Annotated in this window: 29 protein-coding genes; all 29 read left to right on the top strand. The window is 35.1% G+C overall.

The genetic code is table 11. The annotated features are described in order from the left end of the window. Positions 1–146 precede the first annotated feature (146 nt). The 29 genes from CD29_RS00195 (at position 147) to dxr (ending at position 26,031) form a co-directional block, all read left to right on the top strand. Positions 147–368: a flagellar FlbD family protein gene (locus CD29_RS00195; RefSeq protein WP_036181566.1), complete on the top strand. Its 222-nt coding sequence runs from the start codon at positions 147–149 to the stop codon at positions 366–368. Next, entirely contained in the window at positions 358–795 is a 438-nt protein-coding gene (gene fliL / locus CD29_RS00190; protein WP_036181564.1) for a flagellar basal body-associated protein FliL, read from the top strand. The genes CD29_RS00195 and fliL overlap by 11 nt, the downstream gene beginning before the upstream one ends. 166 nt (positions 796–961) lie before the next feature. Next, positions 962–1,957, top strand: coding sequence for a flagellar motor switch protein FliM (fliM, locus tag CD29_RS00185; protein WP_036181563.1), 996 nt, complete (start codon positions 962–964; stop codon positions 1,955–1,957). Next, complete coding sequence (gene fliY / locus CD29_RS00180; RefSeq protein ID WP_036181562.1) at positions 1,950–3,200, top strand: flagellar motor switch phosphatase FliY; 1,251 nt, start codon at positions 1,950–1,952, stop codon at positions 3,198–3,200. Before fliM ends, fliY begins: the two co-directional genes overlap by 8 nt. 17 nt (positions 3,201–3,217) lie before the next feature. Further along, entirely contained in the window at positions 3,218–3,580 is a 363-nt protein-coding gene (locus CD29_RS00175) for a response regulator (protein ID WP_036181561.1), read from the top strand. Between the two features lie 22 nt (positions 3,581–3,602). Further along, the gene (locus CD29_RS00170) at positions 3,603–4,271 is read left to right on the top strand and encodes a flagellar biosynthetic protein FliO (protein WP_169716137.1); all 669 of its coding nucleotides are present in this window, start codon (positions 3,603–3,605) and stop codon (positions 4,269–4,271) included. Then, on the top strand, positions 4,271–4,936 hold the full coding sequence (gene fliP / locus CD29_RS00165; protein ID WP_036181551.1) for a flagellar type III secretion system pore protein FliP: 666 nt from the start codon (positions 4,271–4,273) through the stop codon (positions 4,934–4,936). The genes CD29_RS00170 and fliP overlap by 1 nt, the downstream gene beginning before the upstream one ends. A 12-nt stretch (positions 4,937–4,948) precedes the next feature. After that, the gene (fliQ, locus tag CD29_RS00160) at positions 4,949–5,218 is read left to right on the top strand and encodes a flagellar biosynthesis protein FliQ (RefSeq protein ID WP_036181549.1); all 270 of its coding nucleotides are present in this window, start codon (positions 4,949–4,951) and stop codon (positions 5,216–5,218) included. A 4-nt stretch (positions 5,219–5,222) separates the two neighbouring features. Next, entirely contained in the window at positions 5,223–6,005 is a 783-nt protein-coding gene (fliR, locus tag CD29_RS00155) for a flagellar biosynthetic protein FliR (RefSeq protein ID WP_036181548.1), read from the top strand. Further along, the gene (gene flhB, locus CD29_RS00150) at positions 6,002–7,090 is read left to right on the top strand and encodes a flagellar biosynthesis protein FlhB (RefSeq protein ID WP_036181546.1); all 1,089 of its coding nucleotides are present in this window, start codon (positions 6,002–6,004) and stop codon (positions 7,088–7,090) included. Before fliR ends, flhB begins: the two co-directional genes overlap by 4 nt. Before the next feature lie 30 nt (positions 7,091–7,120). Beyond that, positions 7,121–9,154 (top strand): flagellar biosynthesis protein FlhA, encoded by a 2,034-nt coding sequence (gene flhA, locus CD29_RS00145; RefSeq protein WP_036181543.1) that lies wholly within the window; start codon positions 7,121–7,123, stop codon positions 9,152–9,154. Then, the gene (gene flhF, locus CD29_RS00140) at positions 9,151–10,290 is read left to right on the top strand and encodes a flagellar biosynthesis protein FlhF (protein ID WP_036181538.1); all 1,140 of its coding nucleotides are present in this window, start codon (positions 9,151–9,153) and stop codon (positions 10,288–10,290) included. The genes flhA and flhF overlap by 4 nt, the downstream gene beginning before the upstream one ends. Next, positions 10,287–11,159, top strand: coding sequence for a MinD/ParA family protein (locus tag CD29_RS00135; RefSeq protein ID WP_036181537.1), 873 nt, complete (start codon positions 10,287–10,289; stop codon positions 11,157–11,159). The genes flhF and CD29_RS00135 overlap by 4 nt, the downstream gene beginning before the upstream one ends. Before the next feature lie 2 nt (positions 11,160–11,161). Beyond that, a complete protein-coding gene (locus CD29_RS00130; protein ID WP_036181535.1) occupies positions 11,162–12,307 on the top strand; it encodes a protein-glutamate methylesterase/protein-glutamine glutaminase in 1,146 nt (381 codons plus the stop codon). A gap of 70 nt (positions 12,308–12,377) precedes the next feature. Next, entirely contained in the window at positions 12,378–14,456 is a 2,079-nt protein-coding gene (locus CD29_RS00125; protein WP_036181533.1) for a chemotaxis protein CheA, read from the top strand. A 21-nt stretch (positions 14,457–14,477) separates the two neighbouring features. Beyond that, positions 14,478–14,927: a chemotaxis protein CheW gene (locus CD29_RS00120; RefSeq protein ID WP_036181532.1), complete on the top strand. Its 450-nt coding sequence runs from the start codon at positions 14,478–14,480 to the stop codon at positions 14,925–14,927. Between the two features lie 34 nt (positions 14,928–14,961). Beyond that, positions 14,962–15,582 (top strand): chemotaxis protein CheC, encoded by a 621-nt coding sequence (locus CD29_RS00115; protein ID WP_036181531.1) that lies wholly within the window; start codon positions 14,962–14,964, stop codon positions 15,580–15,582. 1 nt (position 15,583) lies between these two features. Further along, positions 15,584–16,081, top strand: coding sequence for a chemotaxis protein CheD (locus CD29_RS00110; RefSeq protein WP_036181528.1), 498 nt, complete (start codon positions 15,584–15,586; stop codon positions 16,079–16,081). Then, positions 16,078–16,422 carry a hypothetical protein gene (locus CD29_RS00105; protein WP_081976094.1) on the top strand — a complete coding sequence of 115 codons (345 nt, stop codon included), beginning with the start codon at positions 16,078–16,080 and terminating at the stop codon, positions 16,420–16,422. The genes CD29_RS00110 and CD29_RS00105 overlap by 4 nt, the downstream gene beginning before the upstream one ends. Before the next feature lie 1,267 nt (positions 16,423–17,689). After that, a complete protein-coding gene (locus CD29_RS00100; protein ID WP_036181525.1) occupies positions 17,690–18,457 on the top strand; it encodes a FliA/WhiG family RNA polymerase sigma factor in 768 nt (255 codons plus the stop codon). Between the two features lie 76 nt (positions 18,458–18,533). Next, complete coding sequence (locus CD29_RS00095) at positions 18,534–18,839, top strand: hypothetical protein (RefSeq protein WP_036181522.1); 306 nt, start codon at positions 18,534–18,536, stop codon at positions 18,837–18,839. Between the two features lie 9 nt (positions 18,840–18,848). Then, a complete protein-coding gene (locus tag CD29_RS00090) occupies positions 18,849–19,412 on the top strand; it encodes a hypothetical protein (protein ID WP_036181518.1) in 564 nt (187 codons plus the stop codon). 168 nt (positions 19,413–19,580) lie between these two features. Next, positions 19,581–20,306: a 30S ribosomal protein S2 gene (gene rpsB, locus CD29_RS00085; RefSeq protein ID WP_036181514.1), complete on the top strand. Its 726-nt coding sequence runs from the start codon at positions 19,581–19,583 to the stop codon at positions 20,304–20,306. Positions 20,307–20,487: 181 nt separating this feature from the next. Then, on the top strand, positions 20,488–21,375 hold the full coding sequence (gene tsf, locus CD29_RS00080; protein WP_036181512.1) for a translation elongation factor Ts: 888 nt from the start codon (positions 20,488–20,490) through the stop codon (positions 21,373–21,375). Positions 21,376–21,625: 250 nt separating this feature from the next. Then, complete coding sequence (gene pyrH, locus CD29_RS00075) at positions 21,626–22,351, top strand: UMP kinase (RefSeq protein WP_036181510.1); 726 nt, start codon at positions 21,626–21,628, stop codon at positions 22,349–22,351. Next, positions 22,351–22,908 (top strand): ribosome recycling factor, encoded by a 558-nt coding sequence (gene frr / locus CD29_RS00070; protein ID WP_036181509.1) that lies wholly within the window; start codon positions 22,351–22,353, stop codon positions 22,906–22,908. The genes pyrH and frr overlap by 1 nt, the downstream gene beginning before the upstream one ends. Positions 22,909–23,278: 370 nt before the next feature. After that, a complete protein-coding gene (locus CD29_RS00065; RefSeq protein ID WP_036181500.1) occupies positions 23,279–24,076 on the top strand; it encodes an isoprenyl transferase in 798 nt (265 codons plus the stop codon). Next, entirely contained in the window at positions 24,073–24,867 is a 795-nt protein-coding gene (locus CD29_RS00060) for a phosphatidate cytidylyltransferase (RefSeq protein WP_036181497.1), read from the top strand. Before CD29_RS00065 ends, CD29_RS00060 begins: the two co-directional genes overlap by 4 nt. Positions 24,868–24,885: 18 nt before the next feature. After that, the gene (gene dxr / locus CD29_RS00055; RefSeq protein WP_036181488.1) at positions 24,886–26,031 is read left to right on the top strand and encodes a 1-deoxy-D-xylulose-5-phosphate reductoisomerase; all 1,146 of its coding nucleotides are present in this window, start codon (positions 24,886–24,888) and stop codon (positions 26,029–26,031) included. Positions 26,032–26,076: the final 45 nt, after the last annotated feature.

Genomic DNA, 26,076 nt, shown 5'->3' with positions numbered 1-26,076 from the left:
TATATTGTCTAGTTACGGCGGCTAGGCTCTCGTGTCGCTTCACTTCCTCTTGGAAGACTGGAAAGATGTCTTCAAAGAGGAAGTTCCAGCGCATTTCGAGCCTGAACGAGCCGCCTTCACTTTTCTTGTGACCCGGCCCTACTTCAATGATCGAACTAACCCGTTTAAACGGAAAACCATTGTCATTAAATGCAATATACATAGAAACGGTCGAAGCGTTTCCAGACACAACAATTACGCTTACGACTGGACGTAAATTTATCGTCAAAGAAAGTCCTCAAGAGGTACGAAAAAAAGTAACAGACTTTTATCGAAATATACAAGTATTATCGAACCCGCATTTACGAGGTGATGAAGATGAAGAATAAAGGTAGCAATAAGCTTTTAACAATTATGTTAATAATCCTAGTAACCATTACATTGCTTGGGGTTGTTATTTTTGTCTTATTAACCCAATTTAATAAACCAGCTGCAACTGGAGAACCTACTATAGATGATATACTTGCTGCAAGTGTAGATGTTCCGGAACTAACAACCAACTTGGCTGATAACAGTTTCGTTCGATTAAAACTAAAAATTACTACAGATAGTCAAGAAGCAGCTGCTGAATTATCAAAACGTGATTTCCAAATTAATAATCTTCTAATTGAAGAACTTTCAGAGTTAACAGAAGAAGACTTACAAGGGAAACAAGGTAAAATTATTTTACAATCAACTGTTAAATCAAAATTAAATGAATTGATGCAAAAAGGTGAAGTAGTAGAGGTTTATATTACCTCTTACATTATTCAATAAAGAGGTAGTGTGTAAAGACATTTTAATACGACATATTGAGCCCTGAGGAGGGTGACATTTTTTCAATGTGACCACCTAAGAAGCACTAATATACGTAAAACAATTTATATCTATAGCAATATCAATTTTAGAACAAAGAAAAAGTTTTGGGAATGGAGGTGGTCAAATGGCAGGCGATGTATTATCCCAATCAGAGATTGATGCGTTACTCTCTGCGATATCTACTGGGGAAATGTCAGCAGATGAAATGAAAAAAGAAGAAGAAACGAAAAAAGTTAAAGTTTATGATTTTAAACGGGCGCTTCGTTTTTCAAAAGATCAAATTCGAAGCTTAACAAGAATCCATGAAAACTTTGCACGACTTCTGACAACTTTTTTCTCTGCTCAGCTGAGAACTTATGTTCAAATTAATGTAGCTTCCGTTGACCAAATTCCTTTTGAAGAGTTTGTGCGATCAATTCCAAATATGACATTAATAAATATATTTGAAGTGCCACCATTAGATGGTAATATTTTAATGGAAATCAATCCGAACATCGCATATTCCATGATGGATCGACTGCTAGGTGGAGCTGGTTCTAGCTATAACAATGTTGATAATCTAACAGAAATTGAACAAAAAATAATGATGAGCTTGTTTGAACGATCATTCGATAATTTAAGAGAAGCATGGGATGATATAACAGAAATCGATCCTATGTTAATTGAATTAGAGGTAAATCCACAATTTATTCAAATGATATCACCAAATGAGACGGTAATTGTCATTTCTTTAAATACGATTATTGGTGAAACAACTGGAATGATTAACATCTGTATCCCACATGTTGTTTTAGAACCAATTATTCAAAATCTGTCCGTTCAATATTGGATGCAATCGAATGTAAAAGCTACTTCACCTGAACAAGCGAAAATATTAGAAAATAAGGTGAAACAAGCTGAATTAGATATCATTGCGGAATTAGGTTCAGCAAATATTACTATTGAAGATTTTCTTTATATGACTATTGGGGACGTTCTTCAGCTAGATAAAAAAGTAGAAGAACCTCTTGTACTAAAGGTAGGCAATTTACCTAAATTTACTGTACAACCAGGTAAGCGAAATAAAAAAATGGCTGTACAAATTTTAGACACAGTGAAAGGAGAAGACGACGATGAATGACGGTATGCTCTCCCAAGAAGAAATCGAAGCTCTTCTTAGAGGTGAAACCTTAGAGGATCGACTTGATGACCAAAAAGGTTCAATAAAAGAGGAACTAAATGTTGAGGATTATTTAAACCCAATGGAGCAAGATGCATTAGGAGAAATTGGTAATATTTCTTTTGGAAGCTCTGCAACGGCTCTATCTACTCTGTTAGGGCAAAAGGTTGATATTACAACTCCTGTTGTATCAATGATTCATCGTAGTCGTCTAGAAGAGGAATTTCCACATCCATATGTAGCTATTCAAGTACAATACACAACCGGATTAATTGGAATGAACTTACTTGTCATTAAACAATCCGATGCAGCAATTATTGCTGATTTAATGTTAGGTGGCGACGGGTTAAATCCTAATCCTGATCTTGGCGATATTCAATTAAGTGCTGTTCAAGAAGCGATGAATCAAATGATGGGGTCTGCTGCTACTTCTATGTCAACAATCTTTAATAAGAAAGTGGACATCTCTCCACCATCAATTGATTTACTAAACTTTTCTAATAACGAGGGCACAAATTCTATACCAAACGAAGATTTAATGGTAAAAGTTTCTTTTAGATTGAAAATTGGAAGCTTAATCGATTCTTCTATCATGCAATTACTACCATTAGATTTTAGTAAGGATATTGTAAAAACATTACTAGGTGAACCAAGTCCGACACCTATTCCTGAACCAAATTTTCAACAACCAGTGTCTTTGCAACAGGCTCAGCCTAGCTATGAACAACAGTATACACAACATGCACAAGCGCCGGTTCAACCAGCGTACGGGCAACCTAAGTATCAAGAACCTGTACAACAACAACAACAACAAGTTGCTGCAACCTATTATGACGAGCCGCCAATTTTCTCTCAGCCTCGTTATCAACAACAGCAACAACATGTGAATGTTCAACAAGCACAATTTGCATCGTTCAATGAGCCAAGTATTACACAATCTGAAGCTCGTAATTTGAATATGTTATTAGATATTCCTTTACAAGTGACTGTAGAGCTTGGAAGAACAAAGCATTCAGTGAAAGATATATTACAATTGGCTACAGGTTCGATTATAGAATTAGACAAGCTTGCAGGTGAGCCAGTAGATATTTTAGTAAACAATCGCTTAATTGCTAAAGGGGAAGTTGTCGTAATCGATGAAAACTTCGGTGTGCGAATTACTGACATCGTTAGTCAAGCTGCGCGGTTGAATAATTTAAAATAATTGGAGGAATACGTTTTATGTCAAAAAGAATACTAATCGTGGATGATGCTGCATTCATGCGTATGATGATTAAAGATATCTTAACAAAAAATGGATATGAAGTAGTTGGAGAAGCAGCAGATGGTGCACAAGCTGTTGAAAAGTATAATGACTTAAAACCAGATTTAGTAACGATGGATATTACAATGCCTGAGATGGATGGTATTGCAGCATTAAAGGCAATTAAAGGTAATGATCCAGGTGCGGTTGTAATTATGTGTTCAGCGATGGGGCAACAAGCGATGGTTATTGATGCTATTCAAGCGGGTGCAAAAGACTTTATCGTAAAACCATTCCAAGCTGATCGTGTAATTGAAGCAATTCAAAAAGCATTAGGTTGATAAAATGTATGTTTTCTCAAAGATGAAATGGCAGTTTCTACTATTAGTTCTTGTCATAATCACATTTGTTGTTCCAAGTCAAAGCACAGCTTATGCAACTTCAACTAATAAAATGGTTACAAACGAATGTTTACAAAATCCAGAAAATTGTCAGGACGAACCTACTCAAACAAATGAGGAAAACAGTGAAGGTAAACAGCTTACAAGTGGACAAGGGTTAACTATTTGGGACTACCTTAAAATGCTTTTTGCCCTTCTGTTTGTTCTAGCATTACTGTTGTTTGTCCTGAAATTTATTAATAAGAAAAGTCAAAATTACGGTCAAAATAGTTTAGTTCGTAATATTGGTGGAGTTAACTTAGGTTCGCAAAAATCTGTTCAATTGATACAAATAGGAAAATCCATATATATAGTTGGTGTGGGTGAAGATGTTCAATTAATAAAAGAAATTGAAAATCCTGAAGAAATTGAACAAATTATTACTAATTTTAACGAGAGACAAACAATTGTTGGTACTTCACCATATATAACGGAGCTTTCAAAAAAATTAATTAATAAACTGAAAAAAACGGATGAAGTAGAACAAAAGCAACAATCTTTTGGTGAAATTTTTAATAACAAACTGACTGATATTAAAAAGAAGCGTCAAAATGATTTGGACAATTGGAAAGAAAAGGAGCGCGATAAATAATGCAAGATTTTATCTCGTTCTTTGGCGATAGCGATCCAACCAATGTCTCTACTTCAGTAAAGTTATTACTTCTTTTGACAGTGCTTTCACTAGCACCAAGTATTTTAATTTTAATGACGTCTTTTACTAGGATTATTATTGTTTTATCCTTTACTAGGACGGCTTTAGCTACAAACACAATGCCCCCAAACCAAGTATTAATTGGGCTTGCATTATTTTTAACTTTTTTTGTTATGGCACCTACATTTCAACAGGTGAATGATCAGGCATTACAACCATTGTTTAACGAAGAAATTGGAATTGATGAGGCTTACGACCGGGCATCTGCTCCATTTAAAGAGTTTATGGCCAAGCATACAAGGCAGGAAGACCTTGAATTATTTTTAAATTACAGTCAGGCTGAGCGTCCGGAGTCGATTCAAGATATTCCGTTAACAATGCTCGTACCTGCCTTTGCGTTAAGTGAAATAAAGACTGCATTCCAAATAGGATTTATGATTTTTATTCCATTTTTAGTGATTGACATGGTTGTTGCAAGTGTCCTGATGTCTATGGGGATGATGATGTTACCGCCAGTTATGATTTCACTACCATTTAAAATATTACTATTTGTTTTAGTGGATGGATGGTATTTGGTCGTCAAATCCTTACTTCAAAGTTTTTAGGGGTTGATACTTATGACTCAAGAAATGGTCATTGCAATTGCAGAACAAGCGATATGGATTGTGCTGATTGTTTCAGGTCCATTACTATTAATCGCATTAGTTGTTGGGTTAATGGTAAGTATTTTTCAAGCAACAACTTCCATACAAGAACAAACATTAGCATTTGTTCCAAAAATTATAGCTGTACTTGTAGCTATTATCTTTTTTGGCCCTTGGATGATATCTCAAATGACATCTTATGTATACGATATTTTGAATAACTTAGATCGGTACATCGGGTGATTAAATGACAGAAATAATCCCAAGTTTATCTGTATTGCTCTTAATTTTTGTTAGAATTTCTGCGTTTTTCGTATCAATCCCTTTATTTTCATATCGTACGATTCCACCCCAATTAAAAATTGCTTTAGCCTTGATCCTTTCTTGGATGATGTACTATACGTTTACAATTGAAGCAATTGCGATTGATGGAAATTACATATTATTAATTCTTAAGGAAGCTATTATCGGCTTAATGCTCGGTGTTTGCGCCTATATTGTTTTTTCGGCTGTTCAAATTGCCGGAGGATTTATTGATTTTGAGATGGGGTTTGCTATGGCAAACATCATTGATCCACAAACAGGTACGCAAAGCCCTTTGATGGGTCAATTTTTAAATATTCTTTTAACCTTTGTTTTATTAGCGACGAATGCGCACCATCTCATTTTAGATGGTATCTTTTATAGCTATCAGTTTTTACCGATCAATCAAGTGTTTCCCGATTTCGGTAATGTAGGAACACCGGAGTTTATAATGAGATTATTTGCAGCCGTATTTACAATTGCATTTCAAATGGCAGCACCAATTGTAGCAACGTTATTTTTAGTAACGGTTGCCTTAGGGATTACTGGGAAAACCGTACCTCAATTAAATATTTTTGTTGTAGGCTTTCCAATTAAGATTGCAATTGGTTTTATCGTGTTATTTATCGTTTTAGCAGTGATGATTCAAGTGATGAAGTACTTAGTAGAATTTATGATTTATGCAATGCGGGACTTAATGAGTCTTTTAGGTGGTGCTTTACTGTGAGACTACTACTTCCATTAGATATACAATTTTTTGCTGGAGAAAAAACTGAAAAAGCCACACCTAAAAAGCGTCAAGATTCTCGTAAAAAAGGACAAGTCGTAAAAAGCCAAGACGTCTCTGCTGCATTTTTATTATTATCAGTATTCCTTCTGTTATATTTTTGGGCTCCGTCCATGTTAGAAGGGCTATTTTCATTTTTCCATCAGTCAATCGAAAAGAATATGTTGATTGAATCACTTAACCAGGATACTGTGATGGAAATCTATTCACAGTCTTTGATGGAAATGGGAAAGATTGTATTGCCTGTACTTTTAATAACAATGGTTATTGGCGTTGCATCGAACGTTGCGCAGTTTGGGTTTTTATTTACAACAGAACAATTGAAACTTGATTTAAAGAAAATGGACCCTATTAAAGGAATTAAAAAGATTATTTCGGTTCGAGCAATTATTAATTTAATCAAATCATTGTTGAAGGTAGCTTTCATAGGAACGGTAACTGCGGTAATTATTTGGGTTAATTTAGAGGAAGTACTTTCTCTTTCATTACATAGTCCTTGGGAAATACTAACAACTGTTGCAAGATTAACAGGTTTAATGGGTATTGCTGCTTCACTTGTTCTTATACTAATTGCTGTTTTGGATTATGTGTACGAAAAGTATGAATATGAAAAAAAATTAAAAATGTCAAAGCAAGATATTAAAGATGAGTATAAGAATGCTGAAGGTGACCCCAAAATTAAATCTAAAATAAAGCAGCGCCAACGAGAAATGGCGATGCGACGTATGATGCAAGAAATTCCAGATGCAGATGTGGTTATTACAAATCCAACCCATTATGCAATTGTTCTGAAATACGACGAATCAAATATGGAAGCACCAAAAGTTGTAGCTAAAGGAACGGATTTCGTTGCACAAAAAATTAAATTGATTGCAAAAGAAAATAATGTGATTATGGTGGAAAATCGACCACTAGCTAGAGCAATGTATGACAAAGTAGAAATAGGAGATTTTGTACCAGAGGAGTTTTTTAAAGCTGTTGCAGAAGTACTTGCTTATGTATATAGAATTAAACGTAAAATCTAGACGACTTAGTAGATCAAAGGAGGGAATCAATTGAAATTTCGCGATCTTGGCGTATTAGCGGTAGTTATTTTAATTGTCGCGATGCTAGTTATTCCACTTCCTACATGGTTACTAAGTTTTTTAATTATTATTAACATTACAATTTCATTACTTATATTATTAACAGCTATGAATATGAAGGAAGCTTTAGACTTCTCTATATTCCCATCTGTTATTTTATTAGTTACATTATTCCGATTAGGATTAAGTATTTCCACAACCCGTGCCATTTTAGCAAACGGGGATGCTGGAGATGTTGTTGAAACCTTTGGTGAGTTCGTAACCGGTGGAAATATTTTAGTTGGTTTAGTAATTTTCTTACTACTCGTTATTGTTAACTTCATCGTTATTACGAAGGGATCTGAACGTGTTGCTGAAGTAGCAGCTCGTTTTACATTAGATGCGATGCCTGGGAAACAAATGAGTATCGATGCGGACCTAAATGCAGGGATGATTTCAGAAAGAGAAGCACGAGAACGCCGTGAGAAAGTATCTAGAGAGTCAGACTTTTATGGTGCGATGGACGGGGCGACAAAGTTCGTAAAAGGGGACGCAATTGCCTCGATTATTATGGTTTTTATCAACCTTCTATTCGGGATGATAATTGGGATGACTCAACTAGGCTATCCAATGGCTGAAGCCGCTGCCCATTTCTCTAAGCTTACTGTTGGGGATGGATTAGTAGCACAAATTCCAGCACTACTTGTTTCAACTGCTACAGGTTTAGTTGTAACACGTGCTGCATCAGATGGAAACTTAGGCTCAGATATTACAAGTCAATTATTTGCCCAATCTAAATTATTATATATTGCCGGGGGCACAATCTTCTTACTTGGATTATTCACGCCAATCCCATTTTGGATTACCATTCCAATTTCTGCGGTTCTAGCTATTGGTGCATTTCTAATGGACCGTAAGAAAGAAGATTCTCCTGAAGAAATACTTGAAATTGAAGAAGAAGTCGCAACGGATACTATGAAAAGTCAAGAGAATGTTATCAACCTACTCAACGTTGACCCTATTGAGTTTGAATTTGGTTATGGATTAATCCCACTCGTTGATACAGCCCAAGGTGGAGACTTATTGGACCGAGTTGTGATGATTCGTAGACAATTAGCCCTTGAACTTGGACTTGTTATTCCTGTAGTCCGTATTCGCGATAATATTCAGCTACAACCAAACGAATACCGTATTAAAATAAAGGGCAATGAAATGGCAAGAGGAGAACTATTGCTCGATCATTACTTAGCTATGAGTCCAGGAGATGATAACTCCATCGAAGGGATTGATACGATCGAACCTTCCTTTGGATTACCTGCTAAGTGGATTACTGAAAAAACAAAAGAAGATGCAGAAATGCTTGGATATACTGTAGTGGATCCACCAAGTGTAGTTTCAACCCATTTAGCAGAAATCATCCGGGCAAATGCACACGAATTATTAGGACGACAAGAAACGAAACAATTAATTGATCACTTACGTGAGTCTTACCCGATTTTAGTAGAAGAATTAACACCAACGCCACTTGCAATTGGAGAAATTCAAAAAGTTTTGGCAAAACTATTAAAAGAAAATGTGTCAATTCGAAATCTACCTATCATATTTGAAACACTTGCCGATTATTCAAAACTAACAAGTGATCCAGATATATTAACCGAATACGCAAGACAAGCCTTAGCACGCCAAATTACTGCACAATACGCTAGCGGCGGTCCAATTTTAAAAGTAATTACAGTACCTGCAAAATTAGAAAAACTAATTGCAGATAGCATTCAACAAACAGATCACGGAAATTATTTAGCGATGAATCCACAAGATTCTCAAAGTGTCTTAGAATCAATTGCACAAGAAGTGGAAAGGGTATCTTACATGGAGCAATCTCCAATTATTCTTTGCTCTCCTGCAATTCGAATGTATTTGAGACAATTAACGCAAAACTATTTCCCGCAAATACCAGTTCTTTCCTATAACGAGTTAGATGCAAACATTGAAATCCAAAGTGTTGGAGTGGTGAATGTAGAATGAAAATGAAAAAGTATATAGCTCCTTCCATTGCTGAAGCGATGAAAAGCATTCGAGCTGAATTAGGTGAGGATGCTGTCATTATCAATTCAAAAGTAGTCGAATCAAAAAAGTTTTTTGGATTAATCAAACAAAAGCATTTTGAAGTCCTTGCAGGAATTGACCAAATTGAGATTCAACCTAAAAGTGAACATTTACCAGATTTAAGTTTTGAAGTTAAAAGAAAAGAAATGACTCCAAAGCTATCTGAACCACAAGTTGATTCTAGTGAAGAACTAAAAAAAGAGTTAGCGGATTTAAAATCCATGGTAAAGTCAATTCAAAGACAATCAGTCGAAACAAATTATCCGGAACAAATAGTAGCAATTATTGAATTTGTTAAGGAACAAGAGCTTTCTGATGAGCTCATCACCGAGATTAGTGATGAGCTTTTTGCACATTATAAAAAATTTGATGGGGATGTATCACAAAAAGATTTATGGCAAAAGGTTGAGCATTTCTTAAAATCCAAATTGGATGATCTTCCTATAGGAGGACTATCTTATGATAAAAAATTTATTAATGTAGTAGGTCCAACAGGAGTAGGGAAGACTACGACGATTGCAAAAATAGCTGCAAGGTCAGTTCTTGAAAAGAAGAAGAAAATTGGGTTTATCACGACAGACACTTATCGTATTGCTGCAATAGAGCAATTAAAGACTTATGCGAATCTATTACAAGCACCAATTGAAATTGTTTACAATTCAAATGATTATAAAAATGCCATTGAAAAATTGTCACATTTGGATTTAGTTTTTATCGATACTGCTGGTCGAAACTATAAAGAAGAAAAATATGTCGACGATTTAAAGCAAATGATAAATTTTGATGAAGAAGTAGAATCATTCCTAGTCTTATCTCTTACCTCGAAAGAAAAAGATATGGAACGAATTATTGAACAATTTAAGGATATCTCTATAGACAAATTCATTTTTACTAAGATCGATGAAACAAATACTATTGGCACTATGTATAATTTAATGATTAAATATAATAAAGGACTTGCTTACTACACGGATGGTCAAGAAGTACCAGAAGATATAAAAGAAGCAAATCTTAATAATTTGTTAGACTTATTTTTCCAAGGTGAATTTAAATGAGAGATCAAGCTGAACAATTACGAATGAAAATGTCTGGAAATCTTGGCGTCTTAGGAAGATCAATAGCTGTAGTAAGCGGAAAAGGTGGCGTTGGGAAAAGTAATTTCACAACAAACTTTGCTCTCATGCTCGCAAAACTTGGGAAAAAAGTGGTTGTCCTAGATATGGATATTGGTATGGGAAATGTCAATATTTTGATAGGGAGAAATGCCCAATATAATTTAAAAGACTACTTAGTTGGAGAAGCTACATTATCACAAGTGATTTTAGATGGTCCGAATAATCTGAAGTATATATCGGGAGGTTCCGGTTTGTCTTCTGTAATTCAATGGTCTCCACCTATGTTTAACTCACTAGTGAATGCTTTTGAAACTTTACAAAGAAATTTTGACTATATTTTGTTTGATATGGGTGCAGGTGCAACAAATTGGTCACTAGATATATTAACGTCGATTGAAGAAATCATTGTTATTTCAACAACAGAGCCAACATCAGTGACAGATGCATATTCAATGATGAAATATATTCACTTTAGAGATCAAAATAAGAAATTTTATTTAGTTGTTAATAGAGCTTATTCCAATGAGGAAGGTAGGGAAACTTGTATCCGGTTAAAAAATACAATGTTGAAATTCTTACAGAAAGAGATCAACATATTAGGGTCTTTACCCGAAGATCCAACTGTAAGAAAAGCTGTAATTGACCAGATTCCATTTTCTATTTCATATCCAGATTCGCCTATTTCAAAAACCTTAGATGCGATGGTAAACAAGTTTATGAATTATGAAGGGGAAGCCGTATACGCACAAGATCAAACTACTACCTTCTTGAAAAAGCTTAAGAATATTTTTTCGAAAGGACGTGTTTAATAATGAGCTTTTTAACAAAAAGCAAATTATTAATCGTCGATGATTCTGCCTTTATGAGAAAACTGATATCAGATTTTTTTCATGACCATCCTAGTATAGAAGTAATTGGAACTGCTCGTAATGGAAAAGATGCCATCAAGAAAATTCAGCAGTTACAACCAGATGTTGTAACGATGGATGTTGAAATGCCTGAACTGAATGGCTTAGATGCATTAAAAGAAATTATGGAACTTTGCCCTGTTCCAGTCATTATGTTGTCGAGCGAAACAAGAAATGGGGCAGATACAACATTAACAGCAATGGAATATGGCGCTGTAGACTTCATAGCAAAACCGAGTGGACCGATTTCCCTTGATTTACATAAAGTTAAGGAAGAATTGATTCATAAGGTTCAATCGGCTGCAGGTGTTTCAGTGTTGAAACTGAAGAAACCATTAAGTGTTCAACCTAAAATCAATCCACCTGCTAAACAAAACCTAACTCAAACAAACTCAGTAAACCAAACATTGAATCAGAAAGAACAAAATACTTCCATTTCTTTTTCAATGAATAAACATAATGACTGGAGCAAGGTTTCTAAAAAAGTTGTATTAATCGGTACTTCTACCGGTGGACCTCGTGCTCTACAAGAAGTGATTACGAAATTACCACAAGAAATTCCTGCGCCTATATTAATTGTGCAACATATGCCTAAAGGATTCACAAAATCACTAGCAGAGCGGTTAAATCATTTGAGTAAAATCACTGTTAAAGAAGCAGAAAATGGTGATGTTTTAAAAAATGGAGTAGCGTACATCGCACCGGGTGGATTGCACTTAAAATTACAGAAAACCGGAAGCAATTTTGAGATTGTATTAGATCAAATAGAACCACCACGTTCAGGACATAGACCTTCAGTAGATGTCTTGTTCGAATCCGTTAGTCGTTTTAACGATTTTGACAAAATTGCAGTAATTATGACTGGTATGGGATCTGATGGATCCAAGGGCTTATCTGCATTAAAAGAATTTGGAAATACCGTTGCAATAGCTGAATCACAGCAATCTTGTATTGTTTATGGAATGCCAAAAGCTGCAGTTGAGACTAACCTTGTTGATGATGTAGTCGTTGTTGAAGATATTGCAGAAAGAATCGTGAGATATTTATAACTACATAGGTATAAATGTCACGTAAATATAGATATAGTGGTGAATTTGAATTTAAGGAGAGTGGCTTTGGATGGATATGAACCAATATTTAGAAATGTTCATAGAAGAAAGTAAAGAACATCTACAATCTTGCAGTGATAATTTACTAGAGTTAGAAAAAAATCCAGAAGATATTAGTATAGTAAATGAAATTTTCCGCTCTGCCCACACATTAAAAGGGATGTCTGCCACTATGGGATATGAGGATTTGGCGGACTTAACTCATAAAATGGAAAATGTATTAGATGCTATTCGAAACCATAAAATTAACGTCGATTCGGAAATATTAGACGTTGTATTTGAGTCTGTAGATCATCTAGAAGAAATGATTATGGATATTGCTGATGGTGGAGATGGAAAACGTGATGTAAAAGAGACGGTTGAAAAACTAAAAGCAATTGAATCGGGACAACCTATTGCTAGCCAAGCGCAAGCTATAGACGAAGTGGCGGCTACAGCTATAGAAGTACTGATCGAAGAGAGTACTGCAACACCTCATTTACAATATGATGACTATGAAAAAACGGTATTACAACAATCATCTGAACAGGATTACAATGCATATGAAATCACTGTAGTTCTTCGGGAAGATTGCTTATTAAAAGCAGCACGCGTTTTCATGGTATTTGATATCTTGGAGAAAAATGGGGATGTCATTAAATCAGTCCCATCTGCGGACCAATTAGAAGAAGAAAAATTCGACCAACAATTCCAAGTAGCATTTATAACTAAAGACGCAGCTGATGTAATTCAGAAAAAAATAATGAAAGTTTCAGAGGTTGATAAAGTGATCGTCACACCATTAACCCAAGAACTATTCACAACTTCAGCTACGGAAGTTACACAAGTTGATACACCTGTAGTTATTGAAACGATTGAAAATAATACAAATGATACGAAAGAAATTGAAACGAAACAAAAGTCATCAACTTCAACCAAATCAACAACTCATACTTCGTCGAGTAAGACAATTCGCGTTAGTATTGAGCGTTTAGATATCTTGATGAATCTATTTGAAGAATTAGTGATTGATAGAGGACGACTACAATCCATTTCGACAGAGGTTAACCACTCGGAATTAAATGAAACGGTAGAACGAATGAGCCGTACTATGGGTGATTTACAGAATATCGTGTTAACTATGCGAATGGTTCCTGTAGATACAGTATTTAACCGTTTCCCTAAAATGGTACGTACTTTATCTCGCGATCTTAATAAAAAGATTAATCTTGAAATTATTGGTGCTGAAACAGAACTTGATCGTACGGTGATCGATGAAATCGGTGATCCACTCGTTCACTTAATCCGTAACTCCCTTGACCATGGTATTGAAAGCCCAGAAATACGTAAAGCAAAAGGAAAACCAGAAGAAGGTACGGTTGTTCTACGTGCATATCACAGTGGGAACTATGTGTTCATCGAAATTGAAGATGATGGTGCAGGAATTAACAAAGACCGAGTATTGAAAAAAGCGATATCTAGAGGAATCGTAACTAAAGAAAGCGCACTTACTTTAACTGATAAACAAATTAATGAATTAATTCTTGCATCTGGTTTTTCAACTGCAGAAGTAATTTCAGATATATCAGGGCGTGGAGTAGGATTAGATGTAGTAAAAACTACAATTGAATCTTTAGGTGGAAATATTTCAATTGAATCGACTGAGGATGTTGGATCTACTTTCTCTATTCAACTTCCATTAACGTTATCAATCATTTCGGTTATGTTAGTTGAAATTGAACAAGAAATTTATGCAATTCCATTGTCTTCTATTATTGAGACAGCAATTATTAAAAAGACAGATGTATTAAATGCTCATAATCAAAAAGTGATTGATTTTAGAGGCAAAGTAGTACCGTTAATCTACTTAGAAGAAATTTTTGAAGTTCCTCGCGATAATGAAATTGATGACGAGTACCAGTCTGTTGTTATTGTTCGAAAAGGTGAAAAACTAGCAGGTCTTGTAGTAGATTCATTCATTGGACAACAGGAAATCGTTTTAAAATCATTAGGAAATTACTTAACAAACATTTTTGCTATCTCAGGTGCAACAATATTAGGAAATGGTAAAGTCGCATTAATCGTAGATTGTAACGCTTTAGTGAAATAACGTATGGAAGAGGTGGAAAATATGACTAGTTTAGTTGATCAAGATTATATTAAAATGATCGTTTTTCAATTAGCAGATAAGGAATACGCAATTCCTGTGTCAAACGTACAAGGAATTGAAAAGCTAATGCATATTACACGTGTACCAAAGACGCTTAACTATGTAAAAGGCGTAATAAATCTTAGAGGTGTTGTCACACCAATTATTGACCTAAGAGAAAGATTTGGATTACCTAAAGCGGAATATATCGATTCTACAAGAATTATTATTTGTACACTTAATAATATGGAAGTTGGATTTGTTGTAGATTCCGCTAATGATGTGATTGACATACCTGTAATTTCTATTGAAAACCAACCAAACGTTGTAGGATCAGCGGAAGTTGATTTTATTTCAGGTGTTGCAAAAATTGAAAATCGACTATTAATCCTTTTACATTTAGATAAGGTATTAGTTTCAGAAAATAATTGATAACAATGCTTGTTAAAGAAAAGTAGGGATTAGCATGAAAATTACTTCATTACATTTAGATATTCTAAAAGAGATTGGTAATATTGGTGCTGCTCATGCTGCAACATCTTTATCGAATTTACTTGGAAGAAAAATAGATATGAGAGTACCAAATGTAAATATGGTTAGCTTTACTGAAATGATGGAATTAGCTGGAGGTTCAGAAACAGTAGTAGTTGGTATCTATTTGCGAATCGAAGGTGATGTGGAAGGTAGTATGTTCTTCATATTACCAATTGGACAAGCAAACCGATTCATTAAACGATTAATCCATGATGAGACGTTTGATTTTTCCAATAATCCTGTTTCTGAACTAGGTTTATCAGCAACACAAGAACTAGGCAACATTTTATCGGGTTCCTATTTATCAGCTTTATCTGATTTTACAAGATTAAAACTATATCCGACCGTTCCTGGGCTTGCGGTAGATATGTTTGGAGCGATCATTAGTAGTGGTTTAGTTGAAATATCACAAGTTAGTGACCATGTCATAGTGATTAATACTTCCATATTTGAAGACGATTATGGTGATTCTGAAGAAGTTCAAGGGCATTTTTTTCTACTTCCTGATCCAGAATCTTTTGAAACAATTTTTAAAGCACTAGGTGTTGTTTAAAATGATTTCTTCTAAACAAGTAGTAAAAGTAGGAATCGCCCAATTGGATATAGTAAAATCACCTGACACTATTCGTACTTCTGGCCTTGGATCATGTGTCGGAGTAGTCTTATATGACGAAACGAAAAGAATTGCTGGATTAGTCCATGTCATGCTACCAGATTCAAGCCTAGGAAAAACAAGCACATTAAACGTCGCAAAATTTGCAGATACTGGCATAGAAGCATTGATTAATAAACTAAAATCAGAAGGCGTCCAACCTTTTCGTTTAAAAGCGAAAATTGCTGGTGGCGCACAAATGTTTCAATTCACAACAGACAAAGACACGATGCGTATAGGGCCACGGAATGTAGAAGCAGTCAAATTAGAGCTGAAAAAATATGGAATCCCACTTGTTGCAGAAGATACAGGTGGAAATAGTGGTCGAACGATTGAATTTAACCCTGATACAAGTAAGTTAAATATTCGCACAGTCAATCAAGGGGTGTGTGATATATGATGATCGGAAGCATTATATCGAATTTTTGGGTAGCATTAGGTACTTTTACGATTTACTTTCTTATAATGTTCCAAAAACCAGAAACCCCTTTCAACATTCTATTAGGTTCATTTATTTCTGCTATCTTCGGGTTCGTCATCACGTTCTTACTAAGATACTTAATCGGATACATACTATATACACCTGAAGAAATTGCATTAGAGGCTGATTCAGAAGAAAATGATAAGCCTCATCCGCATGACGAACTTCAACCTACTGTTCAACAGAAGTCATCTTCCACTAAGGCGATTGAAGATCCAGAGGAAATTGCTAAAGTAGTAAAAACAATGATGAATAGTTAACTATATTTTAAGAGTCGTGAAATAGCGGCTCTTTTTTCTTTAATGACATCATCTTCAGGAAGAACTATGGGGAGTGAAATCCCCAGGAAATGACGTTCATAGGGGAGATTATGAAAGTCATTTAAGAAGAAATTTCGGTGCAGAAAAGTTCATCAAGAGACGGTTATGTCTAATAGAACGCCTCAATGGGACAGTTCCGCCTTAATCCATTACCGTTTTGTCTAGTAGAACGCCTCAATGGGACAATTGCAGCTGGATTCGTTACCATTTTGTCTAATAGAACACCTCTATGGGACAATTCCGCCTGAGTCCATTATCGTTTTGTCTAGTAGAACGCCTCTATGGGACAGTTCCGCCTGAATTCAATACCGATTTGTCTAGTAGAACGCCTCTATGGGACAATTCCGCCTGAATTCATTACAGATTTGTCTAGTAGAACGCCTCAATGGGACAGTTCCGCCTGAATTCAATACCGATTTGTCTAATAGAACGCCTCAATGGGACAGTTCCGCATGAATATTTTATCGTTTTGTCTAGTAGAACGCCTCAATGGGACAGTTCCGCCTGAATATTCTATCGTATTGTCTAATAGAACGCCTCTATGGGACAATTCTGCATGAATATCTTATCGATTTGTCTAGTAGAACGCATCTATGGGACAATTCCGCCTGAATTCATTATCGATTTGTCAAATAGAACGCCTCTATGAGACAGTTCTGCCTGAATATTTTACCGTTTTGTCAAATAGAACGCCTCTATGGGACAGTTCCGCCTGAATTCAATACCGATTTGTCTAATAGAACGCCTCAATGGGACAATTCTGCCTGAATTCATTACCGATTTGTCTAATAGAACGCTTCAATGGGACAATTCCACCTGAATTCAATACCGTTTTGTCTAGTAGAACGCCTCAATGAGACAGTTCCTCTTGAATTTTTTAACATTTTGTCTCATAGATCAAACGAAGATCATTTGATACGGAAATCTGTGCAGAAAAGGTATTTATGGTTTGAATAAAGCCCTTTTGATATGGAAAATTATTACAAAATTGTCTTCATGCAGATAATGATAGACATTCCGCGACCGAATATCCGAGGGTACTTTTAAAAATTGATTTTAATCAAAGTTGATAACATTTACGTTTTTGAAAGTTTAAAAGAACTAGTACATTCAACCAATTAAGTTATTTATCGAACAATGTGTTTTTTTGTCTGTATTTGATATAATAACAATAGAATTTGTGCACAGCCTAAAGAAAGGTGATTCGATGGTACAACCAACTTTAGATGAACAAAAAATTTGGACTAGCTGGATAGAAAATCGAGATCCCGAAGCTGGTGATTTACTCATTAAAAAATATAAATCATTAGTGAATTACCATGCACAGAGAATCAGTGCGGGATTACCTAAAAATGTCTCAAAAGACGAAATCATTAGTTTAGGTATGATTGGATTATTTGACGCGCTAAATAAATTTGACATTAATAGAGATTTGAAATTTGATACATATGCTTCGTTCCGAATTAGGGGAGCTATACTAGATGGGCTAAGGAAAGAGGATTGGCTTCCACGTTCAGCAAGGGAAAAAGCAAAAAAAATGGAATCTCAAGTTGAAAAACTTGAACAAAAGTTAATGAGACATGCAACGCCTGAAGAATTGGCAGACTACATGAAAGTATCTGTTGATGATGTATATCAAACAGTTCAAGAACATTTCTTTTCAAACTTACTTTCAATCAATGAGCAACAAGATCAAGATGAAACCGATGGAAAAGAATTCGTTATTCGTGACGACCGTACGATGACGCCTGAACAAACCGCCATCCACTCGGAGCTAATTGACGATTTAGTGAAAAATATCCAAAACTTAAATGAAAAAGAACAATTAGTTTTGAGTCTTTTCTATACTGAGGAAATGACGCTCACTGAAATAGGTGAAATGCTCAATCTTTCGACATCACGTATATCACAAATTCACTCAAGAGCACTATTTAAATTACGTAAACTTTTGTCTTCTGAAGTGTTAAATGTTTAATATGTTTGGTGTGACAGAAGTTTAAGGTAATTGAATGAGTAGTATTATTTGTGTAAAAGAGATTGGAGGTTCACTCATGAGTTTAAAGGGCGTGGAATTACAAATTGCCATACCTAAAACTTTCGATGCTGGGAAATTGGCTGAGCAACATCAGCACAATGTACTTCAACACCAACATAATGCGAACGAAGCATTAAAAAAAGAGTTGGAGAAAAAGCAAATGACTGTTAATGATACTGAACCGACAGAGAAAACCGTTAAAGACGAAAACAACAGTAGCGGGAACGATCAACATTCAAAAAATAAACAATCCAAAAAGGAAAATAAAGCAAAAGAAGCAACGCATCCATTTAAAGGCAATTTTATCGATTTTAGTGGATAGGAGAAAACCATGTTAACCACCATATTTATTATCTTACTAATTCTTTCACAATTACTTTGTTTTTATATAATAGCCTTATTGAATGCAAAGGTTGCTAAATTTAAAGATTTAGAAATTCACCAAGAACAATTAATGCGGGAAATGGAAGAATCGATTAGTCTATATTTAGTTGAAATTCGTGAAGAAAATGACCGTTTAATCAAAGAACTTTCTGAAAATAAAACAAGTAATCATGTAAGAAAAAATGAAAGTTTGGCTATAAATGATGTAGAAGAACAAAAAATTATTGTTAAAAAAGAAAGCACAGATGCTAACGAGCCAGCTATTGAACAAAAAGTCTTTGTTCCGAAAGTCATTGCCCGCAATGCCTATAACCAATATAAAAACCAAACAACTAAAGCCGCAAGTGAAGATCATGAAAATACTTCAAAATCTGAAGATAAACATGAACAGCTTTCTTTTGAACAACAAGTCATTAAATTAAATAATGAAGGAAAAAACATTGAAGAGATTGCGAAATTAACGAATAAAGGTAAGACAGAAATCGAATTATTACTTAAATTTCAAGCTTAAAAATGTTGCAGTGAAAAATAGAATATGATATATTATCAATTGGTGTTAAATTATTTTAATAAAACACACGCATTTTGATGTAGTAAGTGGTGCTTTTAGACCTAAAAGTTGCTTGTTACAAATGAAAAATGCGGAGGGAAAAAACCAAACCATTAGGAGGAAAAAATCATGTCAGTAATTTCAATGAAACAATTACTTGAAGCTGGTGTACATTTCGGTCACCAAACTCGCCGTTGGAACCCAAAAATGAAAAAATACATTTTTGTAGAACGTAACGGTATTTATATTATCGATTTACAAAAAACAGTTAAAAAATTAGAAGAAGCTTACGACTTCATGCGCCAAGTAGGTCAAGATGGCGGTAAAGTTCTTTTCGTTGGTACGAAAAAACAAGCTCAAGAAGCTATTGAAGAAGAAGCAATTCGTTCTGGTAACTACTTCATCAACCAACGTTGGTTAGGTGGTACTTTAACAAACTTCGGTACAATCCAAAAACGTGTTGCGCGTTTAAAAGCGATTGAAAAAATGGAAGAAGACGGTACATTTGACGTACTTCCTAAAAAAGAAGTTGTTCAACTTAAAAAAGAACACGAACGTCTTGTTAAATTCTTAGGCGGAATTCGCGATATGAAAGCAATTCCGGACGTAATGTTTGTTGTTGACCCACGTAAAGAGCGTATTGCTGTTGCAGAAGCTCGTAAATTAAATATTCCTATCGTAGGGATTGTTGATACAAACTGTGATCCAGATGAAATCGACTATGTAATCCCTGCTAACGATGATGCTATCCGCGCTGTTAAATTATTAACTGCTAAAATGGCTGACGCTCTAATCGAGTCAAAACAAGGTGAATCTGAAGCTCCAGTAGCTGAAGAAGCAGTAGTAGCTGAGTAATTCACTATTAAGGTGATAAGTGGATGTTCCCCTTATCACCTTTTTTTAAGAACATTTTAGACTTATATTTAGTATATTTGACTTTTTCTACTGAAATTGTCTAATGTACGAATCCTAAGTCTAAATTGAACAATATATAAATAGTTAAACCTATTGATAATCTTAAGGAGGAAACACCCCTATGGCAATTACTGCACAATTAGTAAAAGAACTACGTGAAAAAACAGGCGCAGGAATGATGGACTGCAAAAAAGCACTAGTAGAAACAAACGGAGACATTGACGCAGCAATCGATTTCTTACGCGAAAAAGGTTTATCTTCAGCTGCTAAAAAAGCTGACCGTATCGCTGCGGAAGGTACAACTTACATTTTAGCTGAAGGAAACGAAGCTGTAATCCTTGAAGTGAACGCAGAAACTGACTTCGTAGCGAAAAATGACAAATTCCAAGTACTAGTGTCAAGCCTTGCACAAACATTATTAACTGTTAAACCTGAATCTGTAGAAGCTGCTCTAGAGTTAGTAAATGCTGAGGGCGTTAAAGTTGCTGACCAAATTTCAACAGCTGTTGCAACAATTGGTGAAAAAATCACTTTACGTCGTTTCGAAATTAAAACAAAAACAGATGCTGATGCATTTGGCTCTTACTTACACATGGGCGGAAGAATTGGTGTATTAGTAGTACTTGAAGGTTCTACTAGTGAAGAAGCTGCTAAAGACGTAGCTATGCACATCGCAGCAATTAACCCTCAATATGTATCTCGTGACCAAGTTTCTCAAGATGAAATCGAGCGTGAGCGTAAAGTATTAACTGAACAAGCATTAAACGAAGGTAAACCAGAAAACATCGTTGCGAAAATGGTTGAAGGTCGTCTTGGTAAATTCTTCGAAGATATTTGCTTACTTGACCAAACATTCGTTAAAAACTCAGATCAAAAAGTACGTGACTTCGTAAAAACAACAGGTGGTAACGTAACTTCATTCGTTCGTTATGCTGTTGGTGAAGGTATCGAAAAACGCGAAGATAACTTTGCTGAAGAAGTTATGAACCAAGTTAAAGGTAATAACTAATTTAAATTAGATATACTTAAGCCCAGTTTGTTTCGAGCTTGCTCAAAACGCGGCAGCTTCTGCCGGAGGCTAACTTTACTAAATAAAGTTAAATAATTGTGTAATATGCACATTGAAAAAATAGGGAGCACATTACCGTGTTCCCTTTTTTACAGATTACAACAATACATACGCATTCATTGATTAATACAAAACAAGCGTATGAAATCAACTTGATGCATCCTTAAATCTAGAGTTACGGAGGTTTACTATGAGTGTGCCACATTATAAACGTGTTGTTATAAAATTAAGCGGTGAAGCATTAGCAGGTGAAGCGGGCTTCGGATTATCACCAAAAATTATAAAATCTGTTGCTGAGGAAATTAAAGAAGTTGTTGCTCTTGGAGTTGAAGTAGCAGTAGTTGTTGGTGGAGGAAATATTTGGCGTGGGAAAGTTGGAAGTGAAATGGGAATGGACCGTGCTTCAGCCGATTACATGGGGATGCTAGCAACTGTCATGAATTCACTAGCCCTACAAGACGCTTTAGAAAAACTAGAAATCGAAACTCGTGTTCAATCTTCTATTGTTATGACGCAAGTGGCAGAACCATACATTCGCCGTAAAGCTGTTCGTCATTTAGAGAAAAAACGTGTCGTAATATTTGCAGCTGGTACAGGAAATCCTTTCTTCTCAACAGATACTACAGCGGCATTACGCGCTGCAGAAATCGAAGCAGAAGCTATTTTAATGGCGAAAAATAATGTAGATGGTGTTTATACAGCAGATCCTAAAACAGACGCTACAGCGGTTAAATATGACGAACTTACATATTTAGACGTTATTCAAAAAGGACTTCAAGTAATGGATTCTACTGCTTCCACATTATGTATGGACAACGATATCCCATTAATAGTATTCTCTATTATGGATAAAGGAAATATTAAACGCGCCGTTCAAGGTGAAAAAATTGGCACAATCGTTAGGAGGAATCTATAATGGCTAAACAAGTATTAGCTCAAGCAAAAGAAAAAATGGAAAAATCAATTTCTGCTTATTCAAGAGAATTAGCATCGATTCGCGCTGGTCGTGCGAGTGCTTCATTACTTGATCGTATCACTGTTGACTACTATGGTGCACCAACTCCAGTAAATCAACTTGGTGGTGTTTCTGTTCCTGAAGCTCGTCTTTTAGTAATCACTCCTTACGACAAATCTATTCTAGGTGACATCGAAAAAGCGATTATGAAATCAGATATCGGGATTACACCAACAAATGACGGAAATGTAATTCGTTTAATGATCCCTCAACTTACTGAAGATCGCCGTAAAGAATTAGTGAAAGTCGTGAAAAAAGAAGCCGAAGAAGCTAAAATTGCTGTTCGTAATGTTCGCCGTGATGCAAATGATGATCTTAAAAAGCTAGAGAAAAACGGTGAAATTACAGAAGATGAATTACGTAGTTATAACGATGATATTCAAAAATTAACAGACCAATCGATTGTAAAAATCGATGATCTTGCAAAAGAAAAAGAAAAAGAAATTCTAGCAGTTTAAAATAGTAAATGAACTTTATCCCGCCTTAACGGGCACTAGGACTCCCACATAACAATAGCAATGAAAATGTAATAAAATTCGGTGGGAGATCCAACTGCCCGTAAAGGTCCGATTGGTTCAACTAACCATCATTGGGGGATGAAGGTACACCCCCACTGATGGAAGTTTCACTTTATGCCAAATGAGACGTCCTGCCATAAAGGACGTCTTTTTCATATTGCATACAAATTGAGAACTTTTACATATCCTAGTAATAAACGACGGTACAAATAATTAATGTTTTTCTTTAAAAAGGACACAAATTTTGTTTTTTGATATGATTATGTAAGTAAGAATAACGTCCGATTTAATGTCAAATGGGGGAATAAAAATGATTTCTAAAATATTTGGAAAAAAGCATAACAAACAGAAATCTTTAAAAAATCAAGATACGATTTTATCAAACAAAGAATTACTTCCAAAGCACATTGCAATTATTATGGACGGAAACGGACGTTGGGCAAAAAAACGAGCTTTACCACGTATTGCTGGGCATCATGAAGGAATGAAAATTGTACGCAAGGTTGCACGAATAGCTGATGATTTAGGCGGTATAAAAGTTTTAACCCTCTATGCATTCTCCACTGAAAACTGGAAACGTCCTAAATCAGAAGTAGAATATCTAATGAGTTTACCAGAAAAGTTTCTAAGCTCCTTTCTTCCTGAGTTAATGGAACGTAATATTAAAGTAACAATGATGGGAAATAAAGAAGAACTACCAAAACATACACAAAAAGTATTAAATGATGCGATGGAAAAGACAAAAAATAATACAGGACTTATTTTAAATTTTGCTATGAACTACGGTAGTAGGAATGAAATAGTAAATGCTATGAAGGCAATACTAAGTAAAGTTGAAAGTGGTCAACTAAAAGTTGATGATATAGATGAGTCAATAGTAAATGATTATTTAATGACAAAAGAATTACCAGAACCTGATTTATTAATTCGTACAAGTGGTGAAGTACGATTAAGTAATTTTATGTTATGGCAACTTGCGTATACAGAATTTTGGTTTACGGAAACTCTTTGGCCTGATTTTGATGAACAAACATTTTTAGAAGCAATTCATGAATATCAAAACAGAAATCGAAGGTACGGAGGGTTGAAAGGAGAAGGAAAAGCTTGAAGCAACGAATTATAACGGGGCTAATTGCAGCAGCAATTTTCATCCCGTTTGTTGTATATGGAAAATTACCCTTTACATTAGGAGTATATGGTTTAGCACTTGTTGCGTTATATGAACTACTTCGTATGAAGGGGATAAAAATCTATTCTATTCCAGGGATCATAGGAGTTTTGATTTTATTCTCATTACTAATGCCTGACCATTGGGCAGTACATGTACAAGAATTTACAACCTATACAAAGTATGAGTTGCTAATTATTGCAACGATTTTGCTACTAGCATATTCGGTTTTAGTAAAAAACCATTTCACATTTGATGAAATTGGATTTATCTTACTAAGTACATTATACATTGGTATTGGATTTTACTATTTAATTACAACGCGTGAAGCAGGACTTACATATATTATTTATGCTTTACTAGTTGTTTGGTCTACGGACTCTGGAGCTTATTTTACTGGAAGAAAATTTGGCAAACATAAACTTTGGCCAGAAATATCACCGAATAAGACAGTCGAAGGATTTGTAGGTGGGATTGTTATTGCTGTAATTCTTGCGTCGATTATGAATTTAATTACACCTTTTAATATGTCATGGACATACTTTATAATCGTTACTATTTTTAGTTCAATCTTTGGACAATTAGGTGACCTAGTGGAATCTGCTATTAAACGTCACTATGATGTGAAAGATTCGGGTTGGATTTTACCAGGACATGGTGGAATATTAGATCGTTTCGATAGTTTACTTTTTGTTTTACCGTTATTAAATTTACTGTACTTTGTGAATTAGTGAAAGGAAGTTGTCGTTTTGAAAAAAATAAGTCTTTTAGGTGCAACTGGTTCAATCGGAATGCAAACAATCGACATACTACTTGCGTATCCAGAAAAGTTTAAACTTGTAGCTTTTTCATCAGGGAAAAATATAGAAAAAACAATAGAAATTATTAACCAGCTACAACCTGAACTTGTTTCGGTTCAAGAAGAACAAGCAGCAATCGATTTGCAACAACAGTTCCCTAACATTCACTTTACCTATGGAAATAAAGGTTTAGTTGAAGTAGCAACACACCCAGATTCTAGCGTTTTACTTAATGCGGTATTAGGTAGTGTAGGATTGGAATCTACATTAGCAGCTATTCGTATGGGAAAAACGATTGCTATTGCAAACAAAGAGACATTAGTAACTGCAGGACATATAGTGATGGCGGAAGCGAAAAAATATAATGCCACAATATTACCAGTAGATAGCGAACATTCAGCAATCTTCCAATCAATGAATGGAGAAAATAGAAAACAGGTAAACCGGATTATTATTACTGCTTCAGGTGGCTCGTTCCGAGATAAAACTCGTGAAGAATTAAAACATGTGACAGTAAAGGAAGCCTTAAATCATCCGAACTGGTCAATGGGAGCAAAAATTACAATAGATTCTGCCACAATGATGAATAAAGGTTTAGAAGTAATAGAAGCTCATGTGTTGTTTGATCTTCCATATGATCAAATTGATGTTTTATTGCATAAAGAAAGTATTATTCACTCTCTCGTAGAGTATGATGATACTAGTGTCATTGCTCAACTAGGTACACCTGATATGAGAGTTCCAATACAATATGCACTTAGTTTCCCAGATCGATATCCAGTGAAAGATAGTGCTCGACTTAACTTAGCACAAATTGGACAACTTCACTTTACAGAAGTAGATTTTGACCGTTACCGTGCAGTTAAACTAGCTTATGAAGCTGGAAGAACTGGTGGGACAATCTTAACAGCAATGAATGCAGCAAACGAAGCAGCAGTCTCTCTATTCTTACAAGAGAAAATTTCATTCTTGCAAATCGATGAAATAATAGAGCAAATTATGAACGATCATAACAATATTTTAATGCCAGATTTAGAAACAATTTTACACGTAGATAGTCAAACGAGAAAAACTGTTCTTGGCATGGTAAAATAGAAACTATTCATATTTGGTTCAAACGAATAGTCTTACGGATAAAAA

The sequence above is a fragment of the Ureibacillus manganicus DSM 26584 genome, assembly GCF_000772945.1.
In the GTDB taxonomy this organism is placed as follows: domain Bacteria; phylum Bacillota; class Bacilli; order Bacillales_A; family Planococcaceae; genus Ureibacillus; species Ureibacillus manganicus.
The sequence above is the reverse complement of the archived record's forward strand: the minus strand, read 5'-3'. Positions and strand labels throughout refer to the sequence as shown.

What these genes read in the sequence shown, in the direction of transcription:
- CD29_RS00195 (WP_036181566.1), top strand. Translation starts at nt 147, where the DNA reads ATGATCGAACTAACCCGTTTAAACGGAAAACCATTGTCATTAAATGCA.
- fliL (WP_036181564.1), top strand. Translation starts at nt 358, where the DNA reads ATGAAGAATAAAGGTAGCAATAAGCTTTTAACAATTATGTTAATAATC.
- fliM (WP_036181563.1), top strand. Translation starts at nt 962, where the DNA reads ATGGCAGGCGATGTATTATCCCAATCAGAGATTGATGCGTTACTCTCT.
- fliY (WP_036181562.1), top strand. Translation starts at nt 1,950, where the DNA reads ATGAATGACGGTATGCTCTCCCAAGAAGAAATCGAAGCTCTTCTTAGA.
- CD29_RS00175 (WP_036181561.1), top strand. Translation starts at nt 3,218, where the DNA reads ATGTCAAAAAGAATACTAATCGTGGATGATGCTGCATTCATGCGTATG.
- CD29_RS00170 (WP_169716137.1), top strand. Translation starts at nt 3,603, where the DNA reads ATGAAATGGCAGTTTCTACTATTAGTTCTTGTCATAATCACATTTGTT.
- fliP (WP_036181551.1), top strand. Translation starts at nt 4,271, where the DNA reads ATGCAAGATTTTATCTCGTTCTTTGGCGATAGCGATCCAACCAATGTC.
- fliQ (WP_036181549.1), top strand. Translation starts at nt 4,949, where the DNA reads ATGACTCAAGAAATGGTCATTGCAATTGCAGAACAAGCGATATGGATT.
- fliR (WP_036181548.1), top strand. Translation starts at nt 5,223, where the DNA reads ATGACAGAAATAATCCCAAGTTTATCTGTATTGCTCTTAATTTTTGTT.
- flhF (WP_036181538.1), top strand. Translation starts at nt 9,151, where the DNA reads ATGAAAATGAAAAAGTATATAGCTCCTTCCATTGCTGAAGCGATGAAA.
- CD29_RS00135 (WP_036181537.1), top strand. Translation starts at nt 10,287, where the DNA reads ATGAGAGATCAAGCTGAACAATTACGAATGAAAATGTCTGGAAATCTT.
- CD29_RS00130 (WP_036181535.1), top strand. Translation starts at nt 11,162, where the DNA reads ATGAGCTTTTTAACAAAAAGCAAATTATTAATCGTCGATGATTCTGCC.
- CD29_RS00125 (WP_036181533.1), top strand. Translation starts at nt 12,378, where the DNA reads ATGGATATGAACCAATATTTAGAAATGTTCATAGAAGAAAGTAAAGAA.
- CD29_RS00120 (WP_036181532.1), top strand. Translation starts at nt 14,478, where the DNA reads ATGACTAGTTTAGTTGATCAAGATTATATTAAAATGATCGTTTTTCAA.
- CD29_RS00115 (WP_036181531.1), top strand. Translation starts at nt 14,962, where the DNA reads ATGAAAATTACTTCATTACATTTAGATATTCTAAAAGAGATTGGTAAT.
- CD29_RS00110 (WP_036181528.1), top strand. Translation starts at nt 15,584, where the DNA reads ATGATTTCTTCTAAACAAGTAGTAAAAGTAGGAATCGCCCAATTGGAT.
- CD29_RS00105 (WP_081976094.1), top strand. Translation starts at nt 16,078, where the DNA reads ATGATGATCGGAAGCATTATATCGAATTTTTGGGTAGCATTAGGTACT.
- CD29_RS00100 (WP_036181525.1), top strand. Translation starts at nt 17,690, where the DNA reads ATGGTACAACCAACTTTAGATGAACAAAAAATTTGGACTAGCTGGATA.
- CD29_RS00095 (WP_036181522.1), top strand. Translation starts at nt 18,534, where the DNA reads ATGAGTTTAAAGGGCGTGGAATTACAAATTGCCATACCTAAAACTTTC.
- CD29_RS00090 (WP_036181518.1), top strand. Translation starts at nt 18,849, where the DNA reads ATGTTAACCACCATATTTATTATCTTACTAATTCTTTCACAATTACTT.
- rpsB (WP_036181514.1), top strand. Translation starts at nt 19,581, where the DNA reads ATGTCAGTAATTTCAATGAAACAATTACTTGAAGCTGGTGTACATTTC.
- tsf (WP_036181512.1), top strand. Translation starts at nt 20,488, where the DNA reads ATGGCAATTACTGCACAATTAGTAAAAGAACTACGTGAAAAAACAGGC.
- pyrH (WP_036181510.1), top strand. Translation starts at nt 21,626, where the DNA reads ATGAGTGTGCCACATTATAAACGTGTTGTTATAAAATTAAGCGGTGAA.
- frr (WP_036181509.1), top strand. Translation starts at nt 22,351, where the DNA reads ATGGCTAAACAAGTATTAGCTCAAGCAAAAGAAAAAATGGAAAAATCA.
- CD29_RS00065 (WP_036181500.1), top strand. Translation starts at nt 23,279, where the DNA reads ATGATTTCTAAAATATTTGGAAAAAAGCATAACAAACAGAAATCTTTA.